This window comes from Zobellia laminariae, from assembly GCF_030553095.1.
GTDB classification, from domain to species: Bacteria; Bacteroidota; Bacteroidia; order Flavobacteriales; family Flavobacteriaceae; genus Zobellia; species Zobellia laminariae.
The window spans coordinates 3,820,292-3,841,883 of record NZ_CP130738.1 but is presented as its reverse complement, the minus strand read 5'-3'; the positions used below and the strand labels follow the sequence as shown (position 1 = coordinate 3,841,883).

23 protein-coding genes are annotated in these 21,592 nt (G+C 33.9%); 10 read left to right on the top strand and 13 right to left on the bottom strand.

Annotated features, from left to right (window positions below):
- Positions 1-2: 2 nt before the first annotated feature.
- From Q5W13_RS18430 to Q5W13_RS18420, 3 genes are all read right to left on the bottom strand, one after another.
- Positions 3-347, bottom strand: a complete 345-nt coding sequence (locus Q5W13_RS18430; RefSeq protein WP_304444018.1) for a hypothetical protein — start codon at positions 345-347, stop codon at positions 3-5.
- A 184-nt stretch (positions 348-531) separates the two neighbouring features.
- The gene (locus tag Q5W13_RS18425; RefSeq protein WP_304444017.1) at positions 532-1,254 is read right to left on the bottom strand and encodes an OmpA/MotB family protein; all 723 of its coding nucleotides are present in this window, start codon (positions 1,252-1,254) and stop codon (positions 532-534) included.
- Positions 1,254-2,732 carry an anti-phage protein ZorA-like protein gene (locus Q5W13_RS18420; protein ID WP_304444016.1) on the bottom strand — a complete coding sequence of 493 codons (1,479 nt, stop codon included), beginning with the start codon at positions 2,730-2,732 and terminating at the stop codon, positions 1,254-1,256. The genes Q5W13_RS18425 and Q5W13_RS18420 overlap by 1 nt, the downstream gene beginning before the upstream one ends.
- A 499-nt stretch (positions 2,733-3,231) precedes the next feature.
- Between Q5W13_RS18420 and Q5W13_RS18415 the strand changes: the two genes are divergently transcribed.
- Positions 3,232-4,131, top strand: a complete 900-nt coding sequence (locus Q5W13_RS18415; RefSeq protein ID WP_304444015.1) for an SMP-30/gluconolactonase/LRE family protein — start codon at positions 3,232-3,234, stop codon at positions 4,129-4,131.
- An 81-nt stretch (positions 4,132-4,212) separates the two neighbouring features.
- Here the strand turns inward: Q5W13_RS18415 and Q5W13_RS18410 are convergent, their stop codons facing one another.
- Positions 4,213-4,623 (bottom strand): hypothetical protein, encoded by a 411-nt coding sequence (locus Q5W13_RS18410; protein ID WP_304444014.1) that lies wholly within the window; start codon positions 4,621-4,623, stop codon positions 4,213-4,215.
- A 422-nt stretch (positions 4,624-5,045) separates the two neighbouring features.
- Here Q5W13_RS18410 and Q5W13_RS18405 point away from each other — a divergent pair, with 422 nt between their 5' ends.
- The 3 genes from Q5W13_RS18405 to Q5W13_RS18395 all read left to right on the top strand — a co-directional run bounded on the left by Q5W13_RS18405 (position 5,046) and on the right by Q5W13_RS18395 (position 8,179).
- Positions 5,046-6,350, top strand: coding sequence for a sugar phosphate isomerase/epimerase family protein (locus tag Q5W13_RS18405; RefSeq protein WP_304444013.1), 1,305 nt, complete (start codon positions 5,046-5,048; stop codon positions 6,348-6,350).
- A gap of 25 nt (positions 6,351-6,375) precedes the next feature.
- Complete coding sequence (locus Q5W13_RS18400; RefSeq protein WP_304444012.1) at positions 6,376-7,137, top strand: ThuA domain-containing protein; 762 nt, start codon at positions 6,376-6,378, stop codon at positions 7,135-7,137.
- Between the two features lie 274 nt (positions 7,138-7,411).
- The gene (locus tag Q5W13_RS18395; protein WP_304444011.1) at positions 7,412-8,179 is read left to right on the top strand and encodes an exodeoxyribonuclease III; all 768 of its coding nucleotides are present in this window, start codon (positions 7,412-7,414) and stop codon (positions 8,177-8,179) included.
- A gap of 13 nt (positions 8,180-8,192) precedes the next feature.
- Here Q5W13_RS18395 and Q5W13_RS18390 read toward each other — a convergent pair whose 3' ends face one another.
- Both Q5W13_RS18390 and Q5W13_RS18385 read right to left on the bottom strand, forming a co-directional pair.
- Positions 8,193-8,642, bottom strand: a complete 450-nt coding sequence (locus Q5W13_RS18390) for a pyridoxamine 5'-phosphate oxidase family protein (protein WP_304444010.1) — start codon at positions 8,640-8,642, stop codon at positions 8,193-8,195.
- An 87-nt stretch (positions 8,643-8,729) separates the two neighbouring features.
- Positions 8,730-10,955, bottom strand: a complete 2,226-nt coding sequence (locus Q5W13_RS18385) for a PAS domain S-box protein (RefSeq protein WP_304444009.1) — start codon at positions 10,953-10,955, stop codon at positions 8,730-8,732.
- A gap of 421 nt (positions 10,956-11,376) precedes the next feature.
- On the opposite strand from Q5W13_RS18385, the gene Q5W13_RS18380 reads away from it, so the two are divergent.
- Positions 11,377-12,144 carry an SDR family NAD(P)-dependent oxidoreductase gene (locus Q5W13_RS18380; protein ID WP_304444008.1) on the top strand — a complete coding sequence of 256 codons (768 nt, stop codon included), beginning with the start codon at positions 11,377-11,379 and terminating at the stop codon, positions 12,142-12,144.
- Between the two features lie 103 nt (positions 12,145-12,247).
- Positions 12,248-12,682 carry an RbsD/FucU domain-containing protein gene (locus Q5W13_RS18375; protein ID WP_304444007.1) on the top strand — a complete coding sequence of 145 codons (435 nt, stop codon included), beginning with the start codon at positions 12,248-12,250 and terminating at the stop codon, positions 12,680-12,682.
- Between the two features lie 468 nt (positions 12,683-13,150).
- Here Q5W13_RS18375 and Q5W13_RS18370 read toward each other — a convergent pair whose 3' ends face one another.
- Together Q5W13_RS18370 and Q5W13_RS18365 are read right to left on the bottom strand one after the other, a co-directional pair.
- Positions 13,151-13,318: a hypothetical protein gene (locus tag Q5W13_RS18370; protein ID WP_304444006.1), complete on the bottom strand. Its 168-nt coding sequence runs from the start codon at positions 13,316-13,318 to the stop codon at positions 13,151-13,153.
- 379 nt (positions 13,319-13,697) lie between these two features.
- Positions 13,698-14,174, bottom strand: coding sequence for an Hsp20/alpha crystallin family protein (locus Q5W13_RS18365; RefSeq protein WP_155596077.1), 477 nt, complete (start codon positions 14,172-14,174; stop codon positions 13,698-13,700).
- A 350-nt stretch (positions 14,175-14,524) separates the two neighbouring features.
- Between Q5W13_RS18365 and Q5W13_RS18360 the strand changes: the two genes are divergently transcribed.
- The gene (locus Q5W13_RS18360) at positions 14,525-15,136 is read left to right on the top strand and encodes an arginase family protein (protein ID WP_304444005.1); all 612 of its coding nucleotides are present in this window, start codon (positions 14,525-14,527) and stop codon (positions 15,134-15,136) included.
- Complete coding sequence (locus Q5W13_RS18355; protein WP_304444004.1) at positions 15,111-15,302, top strand: arginase family protein; 192 nt, start codon at positions 15,111-15,113, stop codon at positions 15,300-15,302. The genes Q5W13_RS18360 and Q5W13_RS18355 overlap by 26 nt, the downstream gene beginning before the upstream one ends.
- 36 nt (positions 15,303-15,338) lie before the next feature.
- Here the strand turns inward: Q5W13_RS18355 and Q5W13_RS18350 are convergent, their stop codons facing one another.
- Positions 15,339-16,232: an SGNH/GDSL hydrolase family protein gene (locus Q5W13_RS18350; protein ID WP_304444003.1), complete on the bottom strand. Its 894-nt coding sequence runs from the start codon at positions 16,230-16,232 to the stop codon at positions 15,339-15,341.
- 1 nt (position 16,233) lies between these two features.
- Positions 16,234-17,901, bottom strand: coding sequence for a cyclic nucleotide-binding domain-containing protein (locus Q5W13_RS18345; RefSeq protein WP_304444002.1), 1,668 nt, complete (start codon positions 17,899-17,901; stop codon positions 16,234-16,236).
- A gap of 337 nt (positions 17,902-18,238) precedes the next feature.
- On the opposite strand from Q5W13_RS18345, the gene Q5W13_RS18340 reads away from it, so the two are divergent.
- Both Q5W13_RS18340 and Q5W13_RS18335 read left to right on the top strand, forming a co-directional pair.
- Positions 18,239-18,742 carry a GbsR/MarR family transcriptional regulator gene (locus tag Q5W13_RS18340; RefSeq protein ID WP_304444001.1) on the top strand — a complete coding sequence of 168 codons (504 nt, stop codon included), beginning with the start codon at positions 18,239-18,241 and terminating at the stop codon, positions 18,740-18,742.
- 412 nt (positions 18,743-19,154) lie between these two features.
- Positions 19,155-19,538, top strand: coding sequence for a hypothetical protein (locus tag Q5W13_RS18335; RefSeq protein WP_304444000.1), 384 nt, complete (start codon positions 19,155-19,157; stop codon positions 19,536-19,538).
- Positions 19,539-19,708: 170 nt separating this feature from the next.
- Here Q5W13_RS18335 and Q5W13_RS18330 read toward each other — a convergent pair whose 3' ends face one another.
- From Q5W13_RS18330 to Q5W13_RS18320, 3 genes are all read right to left on the bottom strand, one after another.
- Positions 19,709-19,885, bottom strand: coding sequence for a hypothetical protein (locus Q5W13_RS18330; RefSeq protein ID WP_304443999.1), 177 nt, complete (start codon positions 19,883-19,885; stop codon positions 19,709-19,711).
- Positions 19,886-19,956: 71 nt separating this feature from the next.
- Positions 19,957-20,790 carry a DUF4056 domain-containing protein gene (locus Q5W13_RS18325; RefSeq protein ID WP_304443998.1) on the bottom strand — a complete coding sequence of 278 codons (834 nt, stop codon included), beginning with the start codon at positions 20,788-20,790 and terminating at the stop codon, positions 19,957-19,959.
- 17 nt (positions 20,791-20,807) lie between these two features.
- Positions 20,808-21,566 carry a tetratricopeptide repeat protein gene (locus tag Q5W13_RS18320; protein ID WP_304443997.1) on the bottom strand — a complete coding sequence of 253 codons (759 nt, stop codon included), beginning with the start codon at positions 21,564-21,566 and terminating at the stop codon, positions 20,808-20,810.
- Positions 21,567-21,592: the final 26 nt, after the last annotated feature.

Sequence of the window (21,592 nt, the reverse complement as noted above, 5' to 3'; positions counted from 1 at the left end):
GGTTAAACCGTTTCTTTTTTAAAGTCAGTTGCAATTTCTCTCCAATTTTTTGGATAACCATAAATGTTTAATTCCTCTACTACTTCAATTTCTTTAGCATGTTCGTTAGACTCGTAAAACTCCTGCGTAGAATTAATTTCCCCCGTTAGCAGTCTAGCACATTTGCTGCATAGTTTAAGTTCCACATCCTCCAATAACTTCTTTGTTTGACGATTTCGAACATTAACCGTTTTGTCATTAGCCCATATGTATTTTCCACGATATAGGGCCTTATTTGCCATAACCTCACAATTAAACAAATGAAACCTAGGGTACTTATCATAACGATCAATATCATAAGTAGCCATGTAGTAAAACCCTCTAATCCAATGACCGTCTTTAAACAAATAGACACCGTCCTCCCTATACTCAATCTTTTTGTCTGCTTTTGCTTTTGCAAAATCAACACCTTTAATGGTAATATTAGATTGAAAGTCATTTAATGACTCATAACCCAGGTCGTCTAGTAAATTATGTGATGCTTCAAAAATTTCATTTTGACTTGAGTTCTTTTATCACCTTTTCAACCGCTTCTTCTGTTTTCGTTAGAATTTTAAATTCTACTCGTCTAGATAGGTCGTCATTGGGCTCAATTCCGGTATACTTTACAAGTTGTTTATCTTCTCCCAACATTCGCCCGTAGGACAATCCGTTAGCTGTCAACATGAATTTTAAATCTACTTTTACACTATCTTGCAAATTTTTATAATAATCTGAAAGTTTAAAATGCTTTAGTACTTCTGTTGCTCTAGCCTGAGATAGTTTTATATTCCCTATATAAGAATCTGCATCAAACGATGGAGCAGGAACCTTATCCGTATGACCTTCTATTCTAATTTCTAGTATTTTTCCCTTGTATTCCTTGTCCATCAGTATGTTAAAATACCGAGGTAAAAAATCATCTAAAATTCCTTTAAAATTTGACCTAATATAACGGTCTCCCCTTCCGAATAAAATATCTGGATTAGTAAATTGAATGGATAAATCTTTATTTAATACGACATTCCATTTAGTAAAGTCGTCCTTAAATTCTTCTTTAAGTTCGAGGTATAAGTTTTGCTTGTCATTTTGATACTCCTCTACTATATTTTTAATTTTTTGTTTTTCCTTATTAACCTCTGAGATATAGGAAATAGCAATGAACATAAAGATCACCATTAATGCCGTCATTAGGTCACTAAAAGAAATCCAAGAAGATTCTTTAAGTGTTTTCATTAGTTATCTTTTGCTTTAATAATCAACCTTTGTATTAATTCATCTAGACTACCTAAGATTTCTCCTAACTGATTTTGAAACTCCTGATTAATACCGTCTAAACTGCTAGATAACTTTTCTGTATTATTGGTAATTAACTGGGTACCTTCGTTCAACTGTTTTTTAGTTTCATCCCAAAATTGACCGTTGTAAGATTTAATGTTAGAGACTTCATCAAGTTTAATCAACAAAGCATTTGTTGACTCCTTTATACTATGTTCTCTTTCTATCCAATCGTTGAGTTTATGTGTGGTTTTATCAAATGCATCAATATTCTTTTCAACTTTACCAATTGCATTTAGTAAGTTTTTAGTTGAATTTTCAAATCTTTCATCTTCCACTAGAACCTTGTTTAAGGCCTCTACTAATTGCTGAAGTTTACTTTTTTCATTTACAAGTTCTTTTACATGAGAAACTATTAATTCTGAAGTAGAGGAAACATTTTGAATGGCTTTTGCCGAAATCTCAAACTGATCAACAGTTTCTTTATGTTTTTTAGTAAGCTCACTAACCATTTCTTTATTCTGAACTTGCCAATCATTTAATTTCTTGACACTAGTATTAAGTTCACTGAAATTTTCTTGAACTAGTTTGTTAATTAATGATGACATTTGTCCATTAAATTCTTCTGTTGCAGACTTCATTACTTCAACCAAAGCTTCTGTATTGTTATCGGCCAAAAGCTGTGCAAATTCTTGGAATTTTTCATGAAGGTCTTTTTTATTACCATCTAAATAATGAGTCAGTGATTCAAAGTTCATATTTGAATCTACCCGTATTTGCTTCACTTGAGATAGTAAGCTATTTTCTTCCTCGTTTACCAAAGCATTCCCAATAGTTCGAAGCTCCTTATTACTATCATCTATACTTTTCGATAACGATTTAAAGTTATCATTTGAATCAATTTGATTTTTTTTCAATTGAAATAGCAAACTATTTTCACTATCATCTCCCAGAGCTAGACCTATATTTTTCAAATCTATCCTCTGTTCCTCCGCAATCTTCTTTGAATCTAAAAAATCACTTCTCAAATTCACCAAAGAGTCATTTATAGCTTGTAAAGCCTGAAGTTCATTAGTTACATGTTTTTTTGAAGAATATGCAAATCCTAATGCAAGTTCACTAATTCTACCAAAAATCAATGACAGAACGATTCCTAATATGGAGGTTAAAAAAGCTGTCTTCAAGCCATTAAGTAATACTGGAATGCTTGAGCTTATTTCCGAAGTGTCAAAACCTTGTAAGCCAATATAAATACCAATAAATGTTCCCAGAATACCAATGGTGGTAAAAACATTGGGAATTGAAGAGTAAAAGTATTCATTAACATCAGCCCCCCTTATCGCCTTTCGTATTAGTTTAATTGAAACAAATATCCACACTAAAAATAAAAAGTATATAAAATTAGGTACGGTGGCGAATCGTAATAGTTGGCTCATTATTGGGTTGGTTGTATGAATAACTAAATCTTTGCTGGGGGAGAGAAAAAAGATTTAATTAGATTATGTCTGTACTACTTCTCAAATATCGTTAAAAGGAAAATCTAACGATTACAGAAATCTATAATGTTTAATAAAAATTATCCTTTTTCGACGAAAAACAAAATTCTTAGATGTAAGTAGTGTTTTTTTAACACTAATTAGTAATTCATACATCCTTTAACAAAATTAAAGCCCCACCATAAATGGTAAGGCCTCAATTATTACACTTAAACAAAACTACTAATTGGTAGCCGCTGTTTTATTAACTGTAGCATCAACACCGTTCATTCTTCAGTCAATTGAAGAAGTACCTTTCAAGAATATGTTTTCTTTTCAGAACTATATGAAACCATCCGCAACACAAATTTGATAGTATTCGCTTCAAAATTACCATAATCACATATTACTGGTCATTAAATTTGTAAATCATCAATATTTAATATTAAAAAATACAGTTATGACAATCAAGCAAGTCGCATTCCTAATCGCTTTAACATTCGCTTTTATAGGTCAGGCGCAATCTGAGATAGCATTTCCGATTGAGGTGGGCATGAAACCTGAGAGTATCACAAAAGGTTTTCAAGACAATTATTATGTGACCGTAATGAACGCAAAAGAACCGGGCGATGGCGAATTGGTAGAGATATCCAAAAACGGCGTAAAGGTTTTTGCCAAGGGTTTTGATGAGCCCAAAGGAATTGTTTACTTAAATGGCTATTTGTATTTCTCTGATGTTACCCGAATTTGGAAAGTTGATAAAGAAGGGAAGGCTAGCATTTTTGTAGATAAAACAAATTTTCCAGAAACGGTTCTCTATTTAAACGACGTTTCAATAGATGGTAAAGAAAACGGGATGTATGTAGCCGACATGGGAGCTACCCAATATATGCGTGATGCTAATAATGATTTATGGCCGCTAGATAGCGAAGAAGCCAAGAAAATTCCTGAGCTGGGGCGTATCTACCATGTAGATTTAGAAGGGCATATTACCATAAAACAAGATACTTCACCACTTATGTTAAACCCTAATGGCGTTGGTGTTGACAATGATGGAAACATTATGGTAGGTGCTTTTTTTAAGGGTAACTTCCTAGTTACTAAAAATGGTGAGCTTAGTCCGCTTAAAGGTGAATTTAGGGGAGCTGACGCCGTAGAACAAGATAGCAAGGGTAATTACTATGTAAGTAGTTGGGTGCATGGAAAAGTTTGGAAAATAGATCCCAAAACCGAAGGATCTACCGTACTCATTGAAGGACTAGAATCTGCTGCAGATTTTTATCTTGAGGAAGACAAAGACAGGTTATTAGTACCCGATATGATGGCAGGAAAAATATATGCGGTACCACTTAAAAACTAGTTTTAAAAAACTTAGTTCTACTAACTCATCCAAATTATGTTAAACTGTTTACAGAGAAATCTGGATGAGTTAGAACACTACTTAATAACTTACTTTAGACTTATTGTCCAACTTTTCTTCCATAAGCGGGTACAAATCATAGGTAGGATAAAATTCGGTTTCGAACGCTTTCCAAGCCGTTTTTTCTATCGCCAAATTTACGTCCCTAAGTTTAGAAGCCGGCAATTCCAATACCACCATTTGCCCTATACCCATTACTACGTACCAATTAACGACCGAAACGCCTTCTGGAGGAAAACTTTTATAAAACCCCTGTTTGGTCCTGACGTCTTCAATCTCACTTAAATTCATTGACTGATCATGTTTCAAGAAAATGGTTAACAGCATTTTCTCCGTGTTTGCTTCATTCCCGTCTTTCTTGTTAGGAGATTGGGCATAGGTAAAGTTTGTTAGGCATAACATAGCCAATGCAGCAAAAAGGATGTTTTTCATGAGTTGTTTTGTTTAAATGTTTATAATTAAAAGTCTTCTGTTTTACGATTTTTTAAATGGATTCTTTTGTGAATTTTGGCTTTTTATCTCCCCCATACAAAAGCAGATAATTTGATTCCATTATTGATAAGGCAGCTACTTATTCTCCAAAGTTAAATGTTACGCTTTCCCTATTCTATAATAAATTATGCATTGTATAGCATCAATGTGGCATTCCTTCTTGTTTACAGGTGTATACCCTGACACATTGGAGTTTAAAAATCCACATATTAATGTGCATGGGCAATCCAATTCTAATGTCTTATAAGCTAGCTTCCGTTAAACAGAATTGTCCATTTGCAACACCAGTTGCAATCATAGCTTCAAGGTTTATAGTCATAGACAAGCAACTCTTTTAAATTTACTACCATAAGATTTAAAGGATGAATTACATTTTTAATTTACATCGGTTTACCAAAAAAACCATAGTACTGCTTTTTATAATAGGAACAAATGCTGTGTTCTCACAAATGCCTATTTCAAAACAATCGGAAAGGTTGCAGCAGTATGTAGGGTTCTGGGTTAGTTCCATTGATTATAAAACGGATAGTGTGGCCAACACGCCTCTAATTAAAATGAACAACTATCCTAAAATAGATAATACCGCAATGTCCGTTGATGTATTTCAAAAGGATGGGGAAATCTACAACCATACTCTAACAGAACTTATTGGACACGACGCAAAGACCGATTCAATTTTTGCATTGGGAAAAAGTGCTGAAGGCGATATGTTCTTGGGAAAAGGTGGATTTACCAGCGAAACAGACTGGATAATGAAAGACCGGGACTTTACCGACAAAGAAACCATGACGGTTACATTTGATTTTAAGAATCAAACCGATGTTCTTTTAAAGGGCGTAAACCCACAGAACGAAATTCTTTGGCAAACCCGCTATATCAAGAAAAATCCAAAGGATAAAAATATAGGTATCCAACTGGTTTCTGTTCATGAGCAAATGCAAAAAAATCCTGAAGAGACTTTGAAGTACCTTGATAGAATGGGCTATAGTTATATTGAAACCTTTGTTTATAAAGACCGCTCTTTTTATGGATTATCCCCATTAGATTTTAAAAAATTGGTAGAAGATAACCACTTGAAATTTACGGGATCGATGACCTTTTACAACCTCCCTTCCGATGACAAACAAGCTTGGAAAAAAGCGATGCAATGGTGGCGAGAATGTATAGAAGACCACAAACAAGCAGGTGTTGAATACCTAACCATATCCAACAATCAAATTAAAGAAATTACTACCCTTGCCGAACTGAAAAGGTATGCTGAATATTATAATGCTATTGGGAAACTTTGTAAAGAAAGAGGAATTAAGTTTGCCTACCACAACCACTCCGATGAATTTAAGACCATAGAGAACCATATGGTTTATGACTACTTCTTAGAAAACACCGATCTGGAATACGTAAGTTTCCAAGCCGATTTGTATTGGATGCATTTTTCAAAAGTTGACCCAATTTACTACTTCAAAAAATACGAAAATAGGTTCATAAGCTGGCACGTAAAAGATTACGAAGAACTGGGCCAAAGCGGAAAAATGGATTTTGAGCTCTATTTTACATACGCAAAAACCGCAGGTCTTAAATATACTGTGGCAGAAGTAGAAGCCTTTAATTATCCGGTATGGTACAGCATCAATTCTGCATGGAACTACTTATACTTCAACATATTATAACAACTCACTCTCAACACTTTAACTTATGAAATCTAGAATTTTACAATTAACATGTTTTATCATTTTAACTTTTAACCATATGGCTTTTGCCCAAGACCAATTTAAGGTCTTGCTGTTCACGGTACAAGACACTTGGCATTATGAGTGCATACCGAATGCGGTGGATGGTTTTCATAAAATGGCAGCAGAACATCAGTTTAAGTTTGATTGGACGCAAAGTCCCGAAGACCTTGCGAAAAAATTACCTTCCTACGATGTGGTTGTATTTTTAAATGCGAATGCCGATAATTTAACCGGCGAACAGCTTGAAGTCCTAAAAGCACACATCAATAGCGGTAAAGGTTTTGTTGGAGTCCATTCCACTTCCGATAGTGAGGTTAGAAATCCTTGGTTTGATAATCTTATAGGCGGAGTTTTTAAAGACCACCCCCAATTTCAAGCGGCGGTACTAACCAATCATGATGCAAATTTTCCATCCAACCTACACCTACCGGAAAAATGGTTATGGAGTGAAGAATGGTACAATTTTGACCTCTTAAAATCAGAAGATATTACCGTGCTTCTTTCCGTAGACGAAAACACGTATGATTATCAGAAAGGCTATAACGAAATTCCACTTAAAGGTATGGGCGAAAATCACCCTATAGCTTGGTATCAATTATACGACGGGGGACGTTCTTTCTATACAACCCTTGGCCATAAACCAGAAGCTTTTCAAAATCAGACGTATTTAGACCATTTATTTGGTGGTATCTATTGGGCGGCTAAAGGTGAGGTAAAACAATAATAGTATTGACTAATTACAGAACGATTTTTCCCATTAGTCATAGCCTCTCATTTACTTAATTTTACTTCATACATTCAAAGGGTAGGTATATCATTTTTTTGGTATACCTACCCTATTTTATTATTGGCATTCGCTTTTAATGATTTTTTTGTAGACAAACTATCATAGATAATTATTACATTGTTAAAACGTATCTTATCTTTAACTGCAGACAACCTAAGTTGTAAATCAGTAAAGCATAAATTAGAGTTTAATTACTAAAAAATTATAGGAAATGAATATTATTTCTTGGAATGTAAATGGCATTAGAGCTATTACTAAAAAGGATTTTTTTAAAGATATTGAGACTTTAGACCCGGACATTCTTTGTCTACAAGAAACAAAAGCTCAAGATAACGAAGTTGAAAAAACCTTGGCCACTTTAACCGAGAAGTACCATATATCCTATAATTCCGCTGAGAAAAAAGGATACTCCGGTACCGCCATACTTTCTAAAACAGCACCAATTTCCATTACTAAAGATATGGGTGTTGCAGCGCATGATAATGAAGGAAGAGTGCTCTGTGCAGAATTTGAAAATTTCTATTTAGTAAATGTATACACCCCTAATTCTGGACAAGGTTTAAAGCGTTTAGATTACAGAAAAACATGGGATGCCGATTTTTTAGACTATATAAAAAACCTAGAAAAAAATAAACCGGTTATTACTTGTGGGGATTTTAATGTTGCTCACCAAGCTATAGATTTAAAAAACGATAAATCTAATTACGACAAAACTGCCGGGTATACTCAAGTTGAAATAGATGGAATGACGCATATTATTAATGCTGGTTTTGTAGACTCCTTTAGGTATCTGCATCCAGACGAAATTGCGTATAGCTTTTGGAGTTATCGTTTTAAATCTAGAGAACGAAATACGGGTTGGAGAATTGATTATTTCTTGTTGAGTACTGCTTTAAAAGACAAAATAAAGGCTGCAGCAATTCTTACCGATTATTACGGATCTGACCACTGCCCTATTCGCTTAGAAATTGAATCATGATATAAATGAATACTTACGTTTTTTCGTAACGTCCTGTTTTTTCGGTCAATTCAATTCTGTACACAACACCTTGCATTGCTTCAACAGTGCTTTTGTGTGAATCCCTTAAAGAGTGGCTAATGGTAGTTTCGCCCGTTATAAAAGGTAGCACCCTGTCCATTAATATATTCATGCCTTCTTTTCGTTGTTCCGAAGTTTTAAGCTCTTCAAATTTACCCCATGCAATAACACTGCGCCAATTGCTCATATTTTCCAAGTCATCAACCTCAAAACAAACCATAGGATTTTTTCGCATCATATCAATCTTCATCCCTTCCTTTGTGTGACCGTATATATACTTTCCATCATAAGCATAAGTTACTGGAACTATATATGTTCTATTGTCTGCATGGCAACCAATTCTGCCAACGATTAAGCTGTACAATACATTCTCAATTTGTCTACTGTTTAAGTTGCCTAACATGGTGCCTATTTTATTAGAAAATGATGATTCTACAACAAAAGAAAGCTGAAAAAATTAATTCTGAAATGACTTGGGTCAGTTTAATCTTTAAATTTCGTCCTGCTGGGTGGTAGATACGATCTTACTGATTACTTCATCTAATTCCTTAGCTGAGTCCATTATATATTTTAAAACTTGCTCCTTCTCTTCTACTGTTTGGTCATTGGAATTTAGTAAATCTACCAATCCCATTATACTTGTAAGAGGTGCTCGAACCCTATGCGATTGCGTCCAAGCAATTTTCTTTAGCTTTTTGTTCTGTTTTTCAATAGCCTGAGTATGCTTATAACGCTCGGTAATATCTGTTGCTAAGGCAATTTTTACTACTTTCCCTTTATAAGACAGAATGTTAGTTCGGATTTCAACAATAATCTCCTTTCCGTTTTTCTTTTTGTGAATATACTCACCGTGATAATACGACTCTCCCCTTTGTTGTGTATAATCGGAAGGTTCTTCTAACTTGGGTATTTCAGATTCTGGCCTAATATCTCTCAAGTTCATGTTCATAAACTCATCATAAGAATAGCCATAGTGTTTAATGGCAGCTCTATTAACATCAAGAAAATTTAAAGTTATGATGTCATAGACCCACATAGGCTGTGGGCTAAGATGAAATATATCTGAATAACGTTGCTCTGATTCTTCTAACGCTTTTTGAGATTTAACGCGGACGGTTATATCAAGGCCTATACATTGTAATTCCGTTGGAACTCCCTTCTTATCTGTAATACATACAAAATCCCAAAGCGTAGTAACAATTTTTCCTTCCTTGCTAGGTTTATCTATTTCAATTTTAAAAACCTTTACAGGCTCCGCAATACATTGGCCAACTACATCGTGCGTTTTTTGATGATGATAATCAATAATTGAAGTCAAACAATTTTTACCCAATATGTCTCCTTCTGGATGAAGCCAACCAAATTCCTCAACAAATTTTTTATTTACGTAGGTGTAGTTTCCTTCCATATTGGTCCTAACCACATAGTTCGTCTGTGAATCGTATAAAAGCCTGTAATAGTCTTCACTCTTTTTTAGCTTTTCTTCTGTAATGACCCGTTCAGTTACATCTTTTGAATTAACCACAATCCCATTTATGGCAGGGTTGTCCATTAGATTTGTAACGACAGTTTCTAGCCACCTCCATGAACCGTCTCTGTGTTTAAATCTATAAGGTCTAAGCGTAAATTGTGTCTCGGTTTCTAAACGTAAAATGCTCTCATTGATTATTTTATGATCATCTAAATGAATGTATTGTAATGCATTTTTACCTATAAATTCTTCTGGAGGAATACCCAATACTTTTAAAGAGGTAGGACTGCAGTAGTGGTAAGTGGCATCAATATCCATGATAACAATTAAATCAGACCCATTCTGTACAAGTCCCTTAAATCGTTTTTCACTTTGTTCAATTACTAATTCATTTTCTTTTTCTTTCGTAATGTCTGTATGTGTTCCTACCATAAGTAACGGTTGCCCATCCTTAGACCAACTAATGACCTGACCTCTATCATGAATCCACACGGCATGGCCTTTTTTATGTACAAAACGAAAATCGCCCACGTAGAAATCTGCTCTTTTCTCAAAACATGCAGCATTCTTTTCATTAAGAGAGGGTATATCTTCTAAAAACACCATTTTATGAATGTCTTTAGCGTTTAGTGGCTGTAATTCATCAACCGTATAGCCTAACATACTGGCCCATCGCTCATTTATAGTAACCATACCTGTAATAAGATTCCATTCCCAGGTACCCACTTGCGTTGCCTTGATAATATTTTCTAAGCGATTGGATTCAACAGCATGGTTTTGCACCATTTCTTTAATTTCAGCCCTTCTGTTATAAAGCTCAAACATATTAACTACCTGATTCGCCAAAGACAGCAGCGCATCTATTTGTTTTTTTTCCAGCTTATGGGGTTTAGTATCAGTAACGCAAAGCGTACCCAATATACTACCAGTCTTACTTATTAAAGGCATTCCCGCATAAAAAACAATATTAGGTGCATCTGTGACCAAAGTATTATTCTTAAAACGCACATCTTTTCGCGCATCTTCCACAATAAAAATTTCTTGAGGAACTTTAATCGCATGAATGCAAAATGATTGATGCAGGGGCGTTTTGGTATCCGTAACAAGAGAAACCAGAGAAATGGGAGTATTGCATATGAAAGCAGCTAAATTAGATATGTCATCAAATTCTTTTTTAATGGAGTTGTCCAAAAGATTGATGGCTTCTAGGTCTTTAAGCTCGCTACCTTCAAGATTATCTATCATAGCTTTGTTTTTGATGAGATGAGGGGATTACAGAAAGGTAGAAAAATAAAATATGGTTTACAAGTAGTAATTCATTGTAGATAGAATATCAAAATTCTTAAACAGATATCATTTTAAAAAAAGCTAGTTTTTAATACTCATCAACTTAAATACTTTTCAGATGTTGTATTGACTCTAAGATACTCAGGAATATTCCAGAACGGACATTGCGAAAATTAGGGTAAAAAGAGAAAGCGGATGTTATGCATTAGTAACCAATTGCCACTATAACACGCAAGATTAAAGGAAAAACGACACATATTGCTTCAGTTTTTATAAATACGAGCCATATTAAATTATATTTGAAAAAATATAAATTGTTCGTCTATAAAGACAAGTAGTAATTTTACTATGATTATCAAATTTATTAATTAGGAATACCATGGAAAACAATAAGATTGCCGGAAAGAATGTTCTCATCACCGCTGGCGCTCAAGGAATTGGAGAATCAATCACTAAACACTTTATTGATAGCGGAGCCAATGTTGCCATTCACTATTTTTCTAGCGCTGATACCGCAAACCAATTGGTAGAATATGCTACTAGCAAAGGACAAAAAGCGGTTGCTATTGGTGGTGACCTTACAAAAGAAGCCGATGCGAATGCAATGGTTCAAAAAACAGTAGAAGCTTTTGGTGGTCTAGATATATTGATTAACAACGCAGGTTCTCTTGTTGCACGTAGAATGTTGAATGAAATGGAGACTGAATTCTGGCACAAGGTAATGGACATTAACCTTACCTCTATGATGTTTGTGACGAAAGCCGCAGCTCCTTATTTAGCTAAAAATGATAACAGTAGCATTGTTAACTTGGCATCACTAGCCGGACGTAAAGGCGGGCACCCAGGATCATTAGCCTACTCTACCAGTAAAGGAGCTATCTTAACATTCACAAGAGCACTTTCCGCAGAATTAGGACCTCAAGGAACTAGAGTAAATGCTGTCTCTCCAGGTCTTATCCTTGGCACTTCTTTTCATAACACACATACAACAAAAGAATCTGCGGCAGAAACAACGGCCGGTATTCCAATACAACGCGCAGGTAATGCAGCAGACGTAGCCCGTGCAGTTTTGTATCTGGCATCTGAATACGACGGTTTTATTACTGGTGCAACACTAGATATTAATGGCGGTGTCTACAATATGTAGTTCCCTATTACATATAATATGATTGTTCGTTAAGAACTATAAAACACTAGGAGCCGAATAGCGCCTAGTGTTTTGTTTTAACCCTTTTTCTAAAAATAAATTTATGCTAAAGACTCCGGTAATACACCCAACAATTATGGAAGCGCTTGCGCGTTCTGGTCATTTTGCACAAGTTGTCATTGCAGACGGTAATTTACCCGTTGGCGCTATGACAGGGCCTAACTCCACCACCGTACATCTTAACTTTCGTCCAGGACTTTTAGATGCGCTTACCGTGCTTGAAGGCATACTAGAAGTTTGCCCAGTACAAGGTGCAATTGTTATGGAAAAGCCTGCAGAAGCTAATGCAGAGATACATGACGCCTATAAAAAATTATTGGGAGATGTAACCTTAGATGAGATGGAACGTTGGGCTTTCTATGACAAAATTAGAAATCCTAACACTACCTTAATTATCCAAACGGGAGAACAGCGCCGTTTCGCTAATTTAATCCTAACCGTAGGTGTAGTGAAAATGGCCGAAGAAAGTGGCTTTTAAAAGCCTGAAGTTCGTTTACAGAAAGTTGAGTTTATTATTTTGTTTTAAAATGGATTAGTGTTAAAACAAAGAATACTGAACAGGGACTTTAATTAATTCTAGGTAGGACCAGCTATATTAGAGCAAGAAAAAAAAAGACGAAAACTATTTAGTTTTCGTCTTCTGGTTTGATAAATTCTGAATGATATTTTTCCAAAAATTTCTTTTGCCTAGCAATCATCCGTTGGGTTATTTTTTCTATGTCCATATAGTCTTTACCAAACTCACTTTCAAAAAAGTCGTCATTAAAGTAGTGTTTACTAAAAAGGGAATCTTTTGAAAAAACATCGTCAAATCCTTTATTTTCAAAATCTGAAAAATCAGTAAAGAATCTAGATTTAAAAGATTGCAGTAAACTATCCTTGTTAAGATTTGACAGCTTATCTAATTGCGTATTTGCCGACCAAGAATATATACTGTCATATCCAATTAGATTTCCGTTTTCATCAAATTCTTTATTAACTTTCCATAACCTTTTGGTTGTTCCACTATACTTTTTACACTCTCTTTTGTTTCCGTGTTTTTTACATCATTTTTTTGACCGTCGCAACTGGCACTTAATAAGCCAATCATAAATAATAAAATATATTTTTTCATCGCTTTATATTTTTAAGATAAACTTAATTTATGGTTTGTTAAAAATGTCTTGAACAAACCACCAGTCTCTATCGTTCTAATCAATTTATTTTGGTGGAACACTTGGCAAATTCGTTCCCCATTTTTATACCAAACACATTCCAAATAACTGTCATAATCAACCGAACCAAGTATTAAATCTTTTTTTGAACATATTTAAGAACTTGCATTTTTGGAGCGGTAAGTTTTCCTCTGACTTTTACCCAATCTCCAGATTTAAACTTTCTTGGCATAACATTAAAATTTAAAGATTAAACGTTTTAGTAGTATAGAAGGAGACCAATTAATCGGTCTCCTTCAGTACTTCATACTTTAATCAAAAAAAGTTAAGTGAAATCTATTAAGAAATCTTAATGCTTCTGGCAGGCTTCTGTTTTGCCTCTTCTTTTTTTGGTAATAGAATATTCAAAATGCCGTCATTATAACTCGCATTAATTTTTTCATCATTTACACTTTCAGGAAGCGTAAAGGTCCTTTTGAAAGAAGAGTAACCAAACTCTCTACGAGTATAATTTTCTTCTTTGTGTTCACTTTTTTCACTTGTTTCTGTTGATATCGATAATACTTGATTATCAATCTCAATATGAAAATCTGACTTTTTTAGACCCGGAACTGCCACATCTACCATAAAAGCATCGGCAGTTTCTTTGATGTTTACTTTTGGCAAAGTAATTCCAGTATTAAAGTTTGATGTTAATACTGACGGCAGGTCCCGATTAAAAATATCATCAAACCAATTTGACAATACTGGGAAGTTTTGATTTAAATTACTGTTCACTAAATTTTCGTTTTTAGGAACACTTACTAAATTGCTCATAATTACAAAATTTTAAATTAAACATTATTTTAAATTTGAAATCCTAATTGATTTCTACTTTTGAAAATCAAAAAAAATACCAAAGCAAGAGAAATCTATTTTCTGATAAATATTTTCTTATAATTGTGTTTTCCGCTGTCAATTTTTCAGAATAATTGTCATAATTTCATTTCGAAAAAATGTCAAATTGACGTTTTTAACTCTTCAAAAAGGACAAGTGAGTGCCAAGAATTCAGGCAACGAAAATGAGGTTAAACGCTATCCGAAAAAACATATTTAAAAGCTGCTTGTGAGTGCTTAATTCATTAAACTTTTAATATACAAGACCGTTGCCCAATAATAGAAATAGAATGAAAAAAATAAGTATACAGGGAATAAAATTCGACGAAAAATCTTCTTATCAAAAAGGACCTAAACTAGCTCCGCCATTAATTAGAGAAGCTTTAAATTGTGGTTCTGCAAATATGTATGCAGAAAACCTAGTCAGCATAGAAAATTCAGCAATTGATGATAAAGGTGATTTTGACATAACTGAATACTTTGATATTGAACGAATAACGAAAAAACACCTTAATTCTGGTGCTAAAGTTTTAACCCTAGGTGGGGACCATTCCATAACCTTCCCTATAATTAAGGCTCATAACGAGAAATACCCCAAATTAGACATTCTACATATTGATGCGCACTGTGATTTGTACGATAATTTTAAAGGAGATAAGTATTCTCACGCCTGCCCTTTCGCAAGAATTATGGAGAATGGTTTTGCTGTTAAATTAGTACAAGTTGGAATTAGAACATTAAATACACATCAGACCCAACAGGCCGATAAATTTAATGTTGAAATACATCAAATGAAGGATTTGGATTTAAGCCAAATTCCAAAATTTAAAAACCCTTTATATATCTCTTTGGACATGGATGGTTTTGACCCGGCATTTGCTCCTGTGGGTTTCTCATCATGAACCCGGAGGATTAACTTCTAGAGAAGTAATAAACTTAATTCAAAACATTGATTCTGAAATCATTGGAGCTGATATTGTAGAATATAATCCAAATAGAGATTTTCAAAATATGACCGCCTTTTTAGCAGCTAAAATGATGAAAGAAATATTAAGCAAAATGCTATAAAGAATTAAGCCCTTCTATAATGCAGTAGGCGAAGTTTTAGTTTTCTAATTCTAACAAAGCCACAGACTGCAAAGCATCTTTAATGACGCTGCTCCAGATGGCATATCCTTCTTTATTTAGATGTAACCCATCTGATAGATATAATTCTGGTATGGGTCTGTTATCACTGCTGATCATATGGTTAAACACGTTTATAAATTGCGCATTTAAATCGGAAATTACATATTTAGAAAGCAACAAATTGGTTTCTATGATCAACGGAATCATCTGCTCCCGCTCAACGCTTGGTTTTAAACTTATCAAGGCCAAAGCTACGTCTGGATATTTGGCTTTAATCATGCCCACTAATTCGTGACAATCTGCCAATACTTCTTGTGGAGTCCTTCCTTGATTCAAATCATTTTCACCTGCGTAAAGAACTATTTTAGAAGGGTTGACCTCTTCAAATATTTCATCAAAATAATGAATACACCAAGCAAATGTAGAACCTCCAAAACCAAGATTTACAGTATTAAAAGGGAGCAAATCTCTTTGCATATGTACCCATAAACGCACTGAAGAACTTCCATAAATTGCAATGAGATTTTCTTGGGTCTTTAATTTTGTTACCCTTCTTTTTAATCTTTTAATTTCATTGGACCACATTGCAGGCGGCTCTTCCTTATTGACCTTCCCGCCTGGAGATGCAAATAATTCCTCTGCCCTATTTCTTGCTTTTTGAACATCAATTTTATATTGCGCTTGATACTCTAGCACAAACGCATAAATATCATCGTTCTTTTTTGATGCTACCTTTTCACTTAATAAAAAGGGCTCCCCTATTTTACAATAAAATAAAGACCGTCCTATTCTATCATCAAAATTTACCATGACTATAGGCACTATTAGCGGTTCTTTTTCCTGACCGGCAGCCAATTTAAAAGCTCCCATTCTAAAGGGTCCATGGAGATTCTTCGGTTCTATAAGAGGTTCCTTCTGGACTAATAATTAGATTATAGTTGTTGCTTAAGTGTTTAGAAGCTTCTTCATAAAATATGTTTCGTGCCTGTTCCATATGTTCAGATGACGTAAGCTCAGAATCTTTGGTAAACACATTAATGTGGCCCAAATTGTCATAATAATTTTGGTGACCATATTCTTGCCCTCTACCAATACGGACGGTTCTAATACCAGGTTTTCCGTATTTTTCATGCAGGACCTTAGCACTTATAAAATGCGAATCCAATGTAATTTGAAAGCTATTATTTAACGTATAATGTGTATCATTAACCAAGTGGTTATAGGTAAAAATATGGCCTGTAGTCTCGGGTAAATTTTCCCATCCCTCAATTACATAAGGTACATTTTCAAAAACCTCCTTGGTTAATGTAGCGCAAACTTTCCGATTATAATCAAGGTCCGTAGCATCTCTTTCCGCAACGTTTGAATAGATTTTCTCCAATCCACTTATAAAATTGCACTCTTTCTTATCTTCCGTCAACAACTCCAAACTTAAAGATGCAATATGCCTTTCTAGAGCACTACCATTATCCAACAATGAAGTTAGGGCATCATAAGCCAGTTTTTTAGTATTGTTGCTTTTTAAAAGATGTGGCACTTGGTGTAAAGGAGATGAAACAGATAAGCGCGATTTATTGTTCTTAATCAGCTGAAATACCGCCTGAAGATTATGTTTACCAAGTAAGCCCACATATCTTATGAATGCAGCGTTAAGTTGATTTCCCATAAACCATATTAAACGCTGAAAAAAATGACCTTCGAAAACATCATCTTTTTGAAACAAACCCATTAAATCATGATCATGAATGAAATAAGCAGAGGTTCTGGTACGCGTAATTGCAGAACAGCTATCCTTCTGTTTTAACAGACAAGACCAACCAAACACAAATCCCGAATTCTTGATGGAACGCTGTTTAATTTCAATTGAATTCTCAATCCGCTTAATAGTGACCTCTCCATCAATTAAAATAAATAACCCATTACTAGAACCGTCCTGAACATATAAAACTTCATCTGCTTCATATTCTCTACGCTCTGCAAATGTTGCCATGGCAGACAATTGTTTCTCCTCAAAATAATCTAAAAATGGAGAACGTCTCATAAGAGAGATAATTTCTTCCTTTTCCGTTACTGGTGAAACATGAAATTTACGATCTTCCACAAAAGGCTGAAACCGAACCGGATTTAATAATTCCGATTGCTTTAATAGTGCTGTGTGTAAAAGGTGATATAGCTTTGCCCCAATATTTTTAAGAAGTATATTTTGATGCCCTTCTTGCAAATACGTTTCAATTTGTTCAAAAGGAATTTCAAAGAATACCGCTTTTTGAGAAGCTATTAACACCTTGTAGATATAGCGTTTTGGTGTAGTGAACCCATTAAGACCTAAAGTAGAAAACGGCTCAGAGTTTTGGCAGACTAATACATCTTTATCAGGATTGTCAGTAGGGATATAGTACGCTATGCTACCTTCTAAAAGCCACCTAAACGTTCTTACTTTCTTATGAATAAAGCATATAGTATGACCCTTTTCATAATTTTTGATTTTTCCGTTAGGGAATTTTTCCTGCAGTTGTGAAATACTGATTTCTTCTTTCAAAAAACGATGGTTTTAAGTCTGTCCGACGTACTAACATATTAAAGTCTGACTAAGAAAAGAAGTATTCCTTTTATTAAAATCGATATATCATTTACCGCCGTTTATATTGTAAAAATCCATAATATATGATATCGATTTTCCCGAATCACTTAATACCTAAAAGATTAGAGGTATGACTTATGATTTAAATATTTGTTTTATAAAATTCAGATTACATAAACTATTTAGACCTTAGTTTTAGTAGCGCCTATTGCAAAATAAATAACATAATCTTAGAGTAAAAAAAATAAAGTTTCAATAATATCTGAAAGTTTAAAAACTTTTGTATATTTGAACCATGGAATTTAAAGAAGCTAAGAGAAAATATATTCAAACTTGGGGAGCACTTGGCTCGCAATGGGGAATTAATAAAACCATGGCACAGATTCATGCTTTATTGATGATTTCTACAGAAGTATTATCAATCGAAGAAATTATGGATGAGCTTCAAATTTCACGTGGAAATGCATCTATGAATATTAGAGCTTTAATTGACTGGGGAATTGTTTTTAAGGAATCAAAGACTGGTGAAAGAAAAGAATTTTTTAGTGCTGAAAAAGACTTAGATAAATTAGCTGTTACCATTGCACAAGAGCGTAGTAAAAGGGAAATAAAACCCGCTCTAAGAATTTTAAAAGAAGTTTCTTCTATTAAAAGTAATAAATCTAAAGCTGAAAATGAATTTATTCAACAAACTGAAAAGTTGTATGATTTTGTTTTAAAAGCAGATAACGTACTGGATAAAGTTACGCAATACAAGGAGAATTGGTTGAGTAAGTTACTCGTGAAATTAATAAAATAAAAAATTTGAATTAAAGTTTCATTTATTTCTGAAACTTCAAAAATATAGATAATGAATTTAAATATAATTGGATACGGAATTTATTTATTCTTTACGGTAATCATAATAGTTAGAGTAGGTAATATATGTTACCGTAATGGAAATATATTTATTAGAAGTCTAATGAAAAAAGAAATTGAACTATCTATTCAGATAAACAAAACCTTGTTAATAGGCTATTATTTATTGAATATCGGCTACTCCACTATCACCCTAATAACGTGGAACAAAATTGGGTCTGTTATTAATTTAATTGAAGTACTATCAAAAAAAACAGCAATCATTATCCTAATAATTGCCGTATTACATTATTCCAATATTTATCTAATTAAGAAATTCATTAACAAATTAATATAAACTTAAAATCAAAAATATGGAAACTTCAAAAGTTCTAATCGCCTACGCAATCTATTTACCAATAGTAATATTTTTAACTCTATACGTTTCTAAAACTTTATTTAAGAATGGAAAAATATACATGCTAGATATATTTAATGGTAGAGAAGAAATTGCTTTTGCTACAAACAAATTATTTGAAACAGGATTTTATTTATTAAATATTGGATATGCTCTTCTTATCATGCAATTACGAATTTCATCTGATACCTATCAGGTATTAATAGAAAAGTTAAGCTATAAAATTGGAGGCTTTTCTATATATCTGGGAATTATGTTATTCATAAACTTGTTTTTATTTTTTAAAGGCAAAAAAAAGTCAGCAGAGAATAAAAGACGAATTGTACCAAACAATGTATAATTTTAATACAGGCTATTCAATAAGAATTAGCTAAAGTCGCTTCAGTCTTGGTTTGAAAATTCAATAGTTTTTATACCAAGACTGAAGCTTATACAAAACAGGCGAAAACTTCTTCAAACATAGCCTAAAAATTGCAATCTTTGTAAACATGCTGACAACAATCAAAAGCATTATTTACTCTCCGCCAAAGTATTCCCTTCCATGATTTCTAAATCATTCGTAATTCTATTTAGTAGTACACCAAAATCATTTTGGTTAATAAGACTACTTTCACGATTTGGAAAAATCTCTTCAACAGGAAATCTGTGATTAAGATCAATAGTAAACTGATAAAAATTGGTAAGCAACTCACCCTTAGTATCTAAAAGAGGAACATCTAAAGTAATTGGATTGCTAATAGTATCTGTTTGATTAGGAACTATCCAGGACTACTTGAATTAAGAACATCTGGATCACGTTTTAGCGTAACACTTTTACGGGGTATTCGCTTTTTATTCGTGTACCATTTATGATTAACCGCATCATAGGCATCGTAAGTTTCTTGTGCCGTTTTAACAACAGCTAAACTATCTAATGTAGATACGATAATCTTTGTTGCCGCAGCGTTAAAAGGCAGCTTAGAATGCAAGGCTTGCATGCCTACGTGAATACCAAGTAAATTGGAATATACATCCTCTACCGAGAAACTAGAAAATTTCTCTGGCATTAAAGGAATGGTCGATGCTCCAAACCAAGTAGATATCTCATGCCACAGAGAAAAGTCATATGTTATTTTTCCCGCTAATAGAATACAGTCGCTACTAGTAAGTTCTACTGGTATATTCAAATATAAAGTCTTCCGTCCTGCTTCGTTCCGCAAAGGCAAAATTACTTCTCCTTTACCTCTACTGTTTAAGATAACGGTATACAAATAGCGCGTCCAATCAATTTGATCTCGTAAGTGTCCAATGTCTATAAAGCCTCCTTTATGAGAATAAATGGTTCCAATACCTTCACTCTTATTACCCATATAGTGATGCTCGTTTAAATCGTCTACACTAATCACCTGATCAATATTTACAAATGGCACGCCCCATAATTTTAGGTCATATCCAAAAGCACAACAAGCCCTAATAATACGTGGAGGGATTTTATCTAAATCAACATCATCAGGAATACTTTGGGCATAAGTAGTTGCTGGATTAACAACAAAAGCCAATAGCAGTAGTAGTTTTATGCTATATAATGTTGTTTTGTACATATCAAATTTCATGGTGCTGTTGCTAAATATCATAGATTATTACGCTTCAGCATATCTGGATAGAGTTCATCTTCAACCCACATAAAGTTAGGGAAAATGCGAATTATTTTCTCATAACACAGTTTGGCTAGCTGTATTTGATCGGTAGCTTCGTAGGCTTGCCCTAAAGCTGTCATGGTATTTATATACATCCAATTATTAACTACCAGTCCTTGTTTTTCAAAACTTTTAACCGCCTTTACGTAGTATTCTATTGCTTCCGTCTTATCTCCACCAAAAACCGCTGGACGATAATACATTGAGTTTCCCTTCTCTATATTACCTTGAATATTCTCTGGGTCTAGCTCTATAGATTCATTTATATACCGCATGCTTTTGGGCCCCAAGTAAACAGCCTTAAACTTTGAGATACCAATGGTAAAGGCAATGTAAGCTCCTTTGTAGGCCAGAAGGGTTGCATTTTTGGGTGATTGATCTAATAACTTATCAATAATTTGCTCGGATTTCTCAATGTAATCTTCTGCAGTATCATATTTTTCGGCACCAATTAACCAAGCCGTATACCCGTAATAATAACTGATGAGCTCTAATTGCTCATCTAAATTATTCTCATTTACATTCTTTTCGCAAGTCTGCATGAGTTCATACCACTTATGCATCTTTCCTCTAGAATATGCTTTGTAAATTGAATCGCGGTAGGTAGTATCCTGAGAAAAACCAGATTGCATTGTAAGCAACAAAGTGAAAATCACAATAACTAATCTTGTAATATATTGCGGCCTTTCCATATTAATCGCTTCTGTTGGTTGTTAAT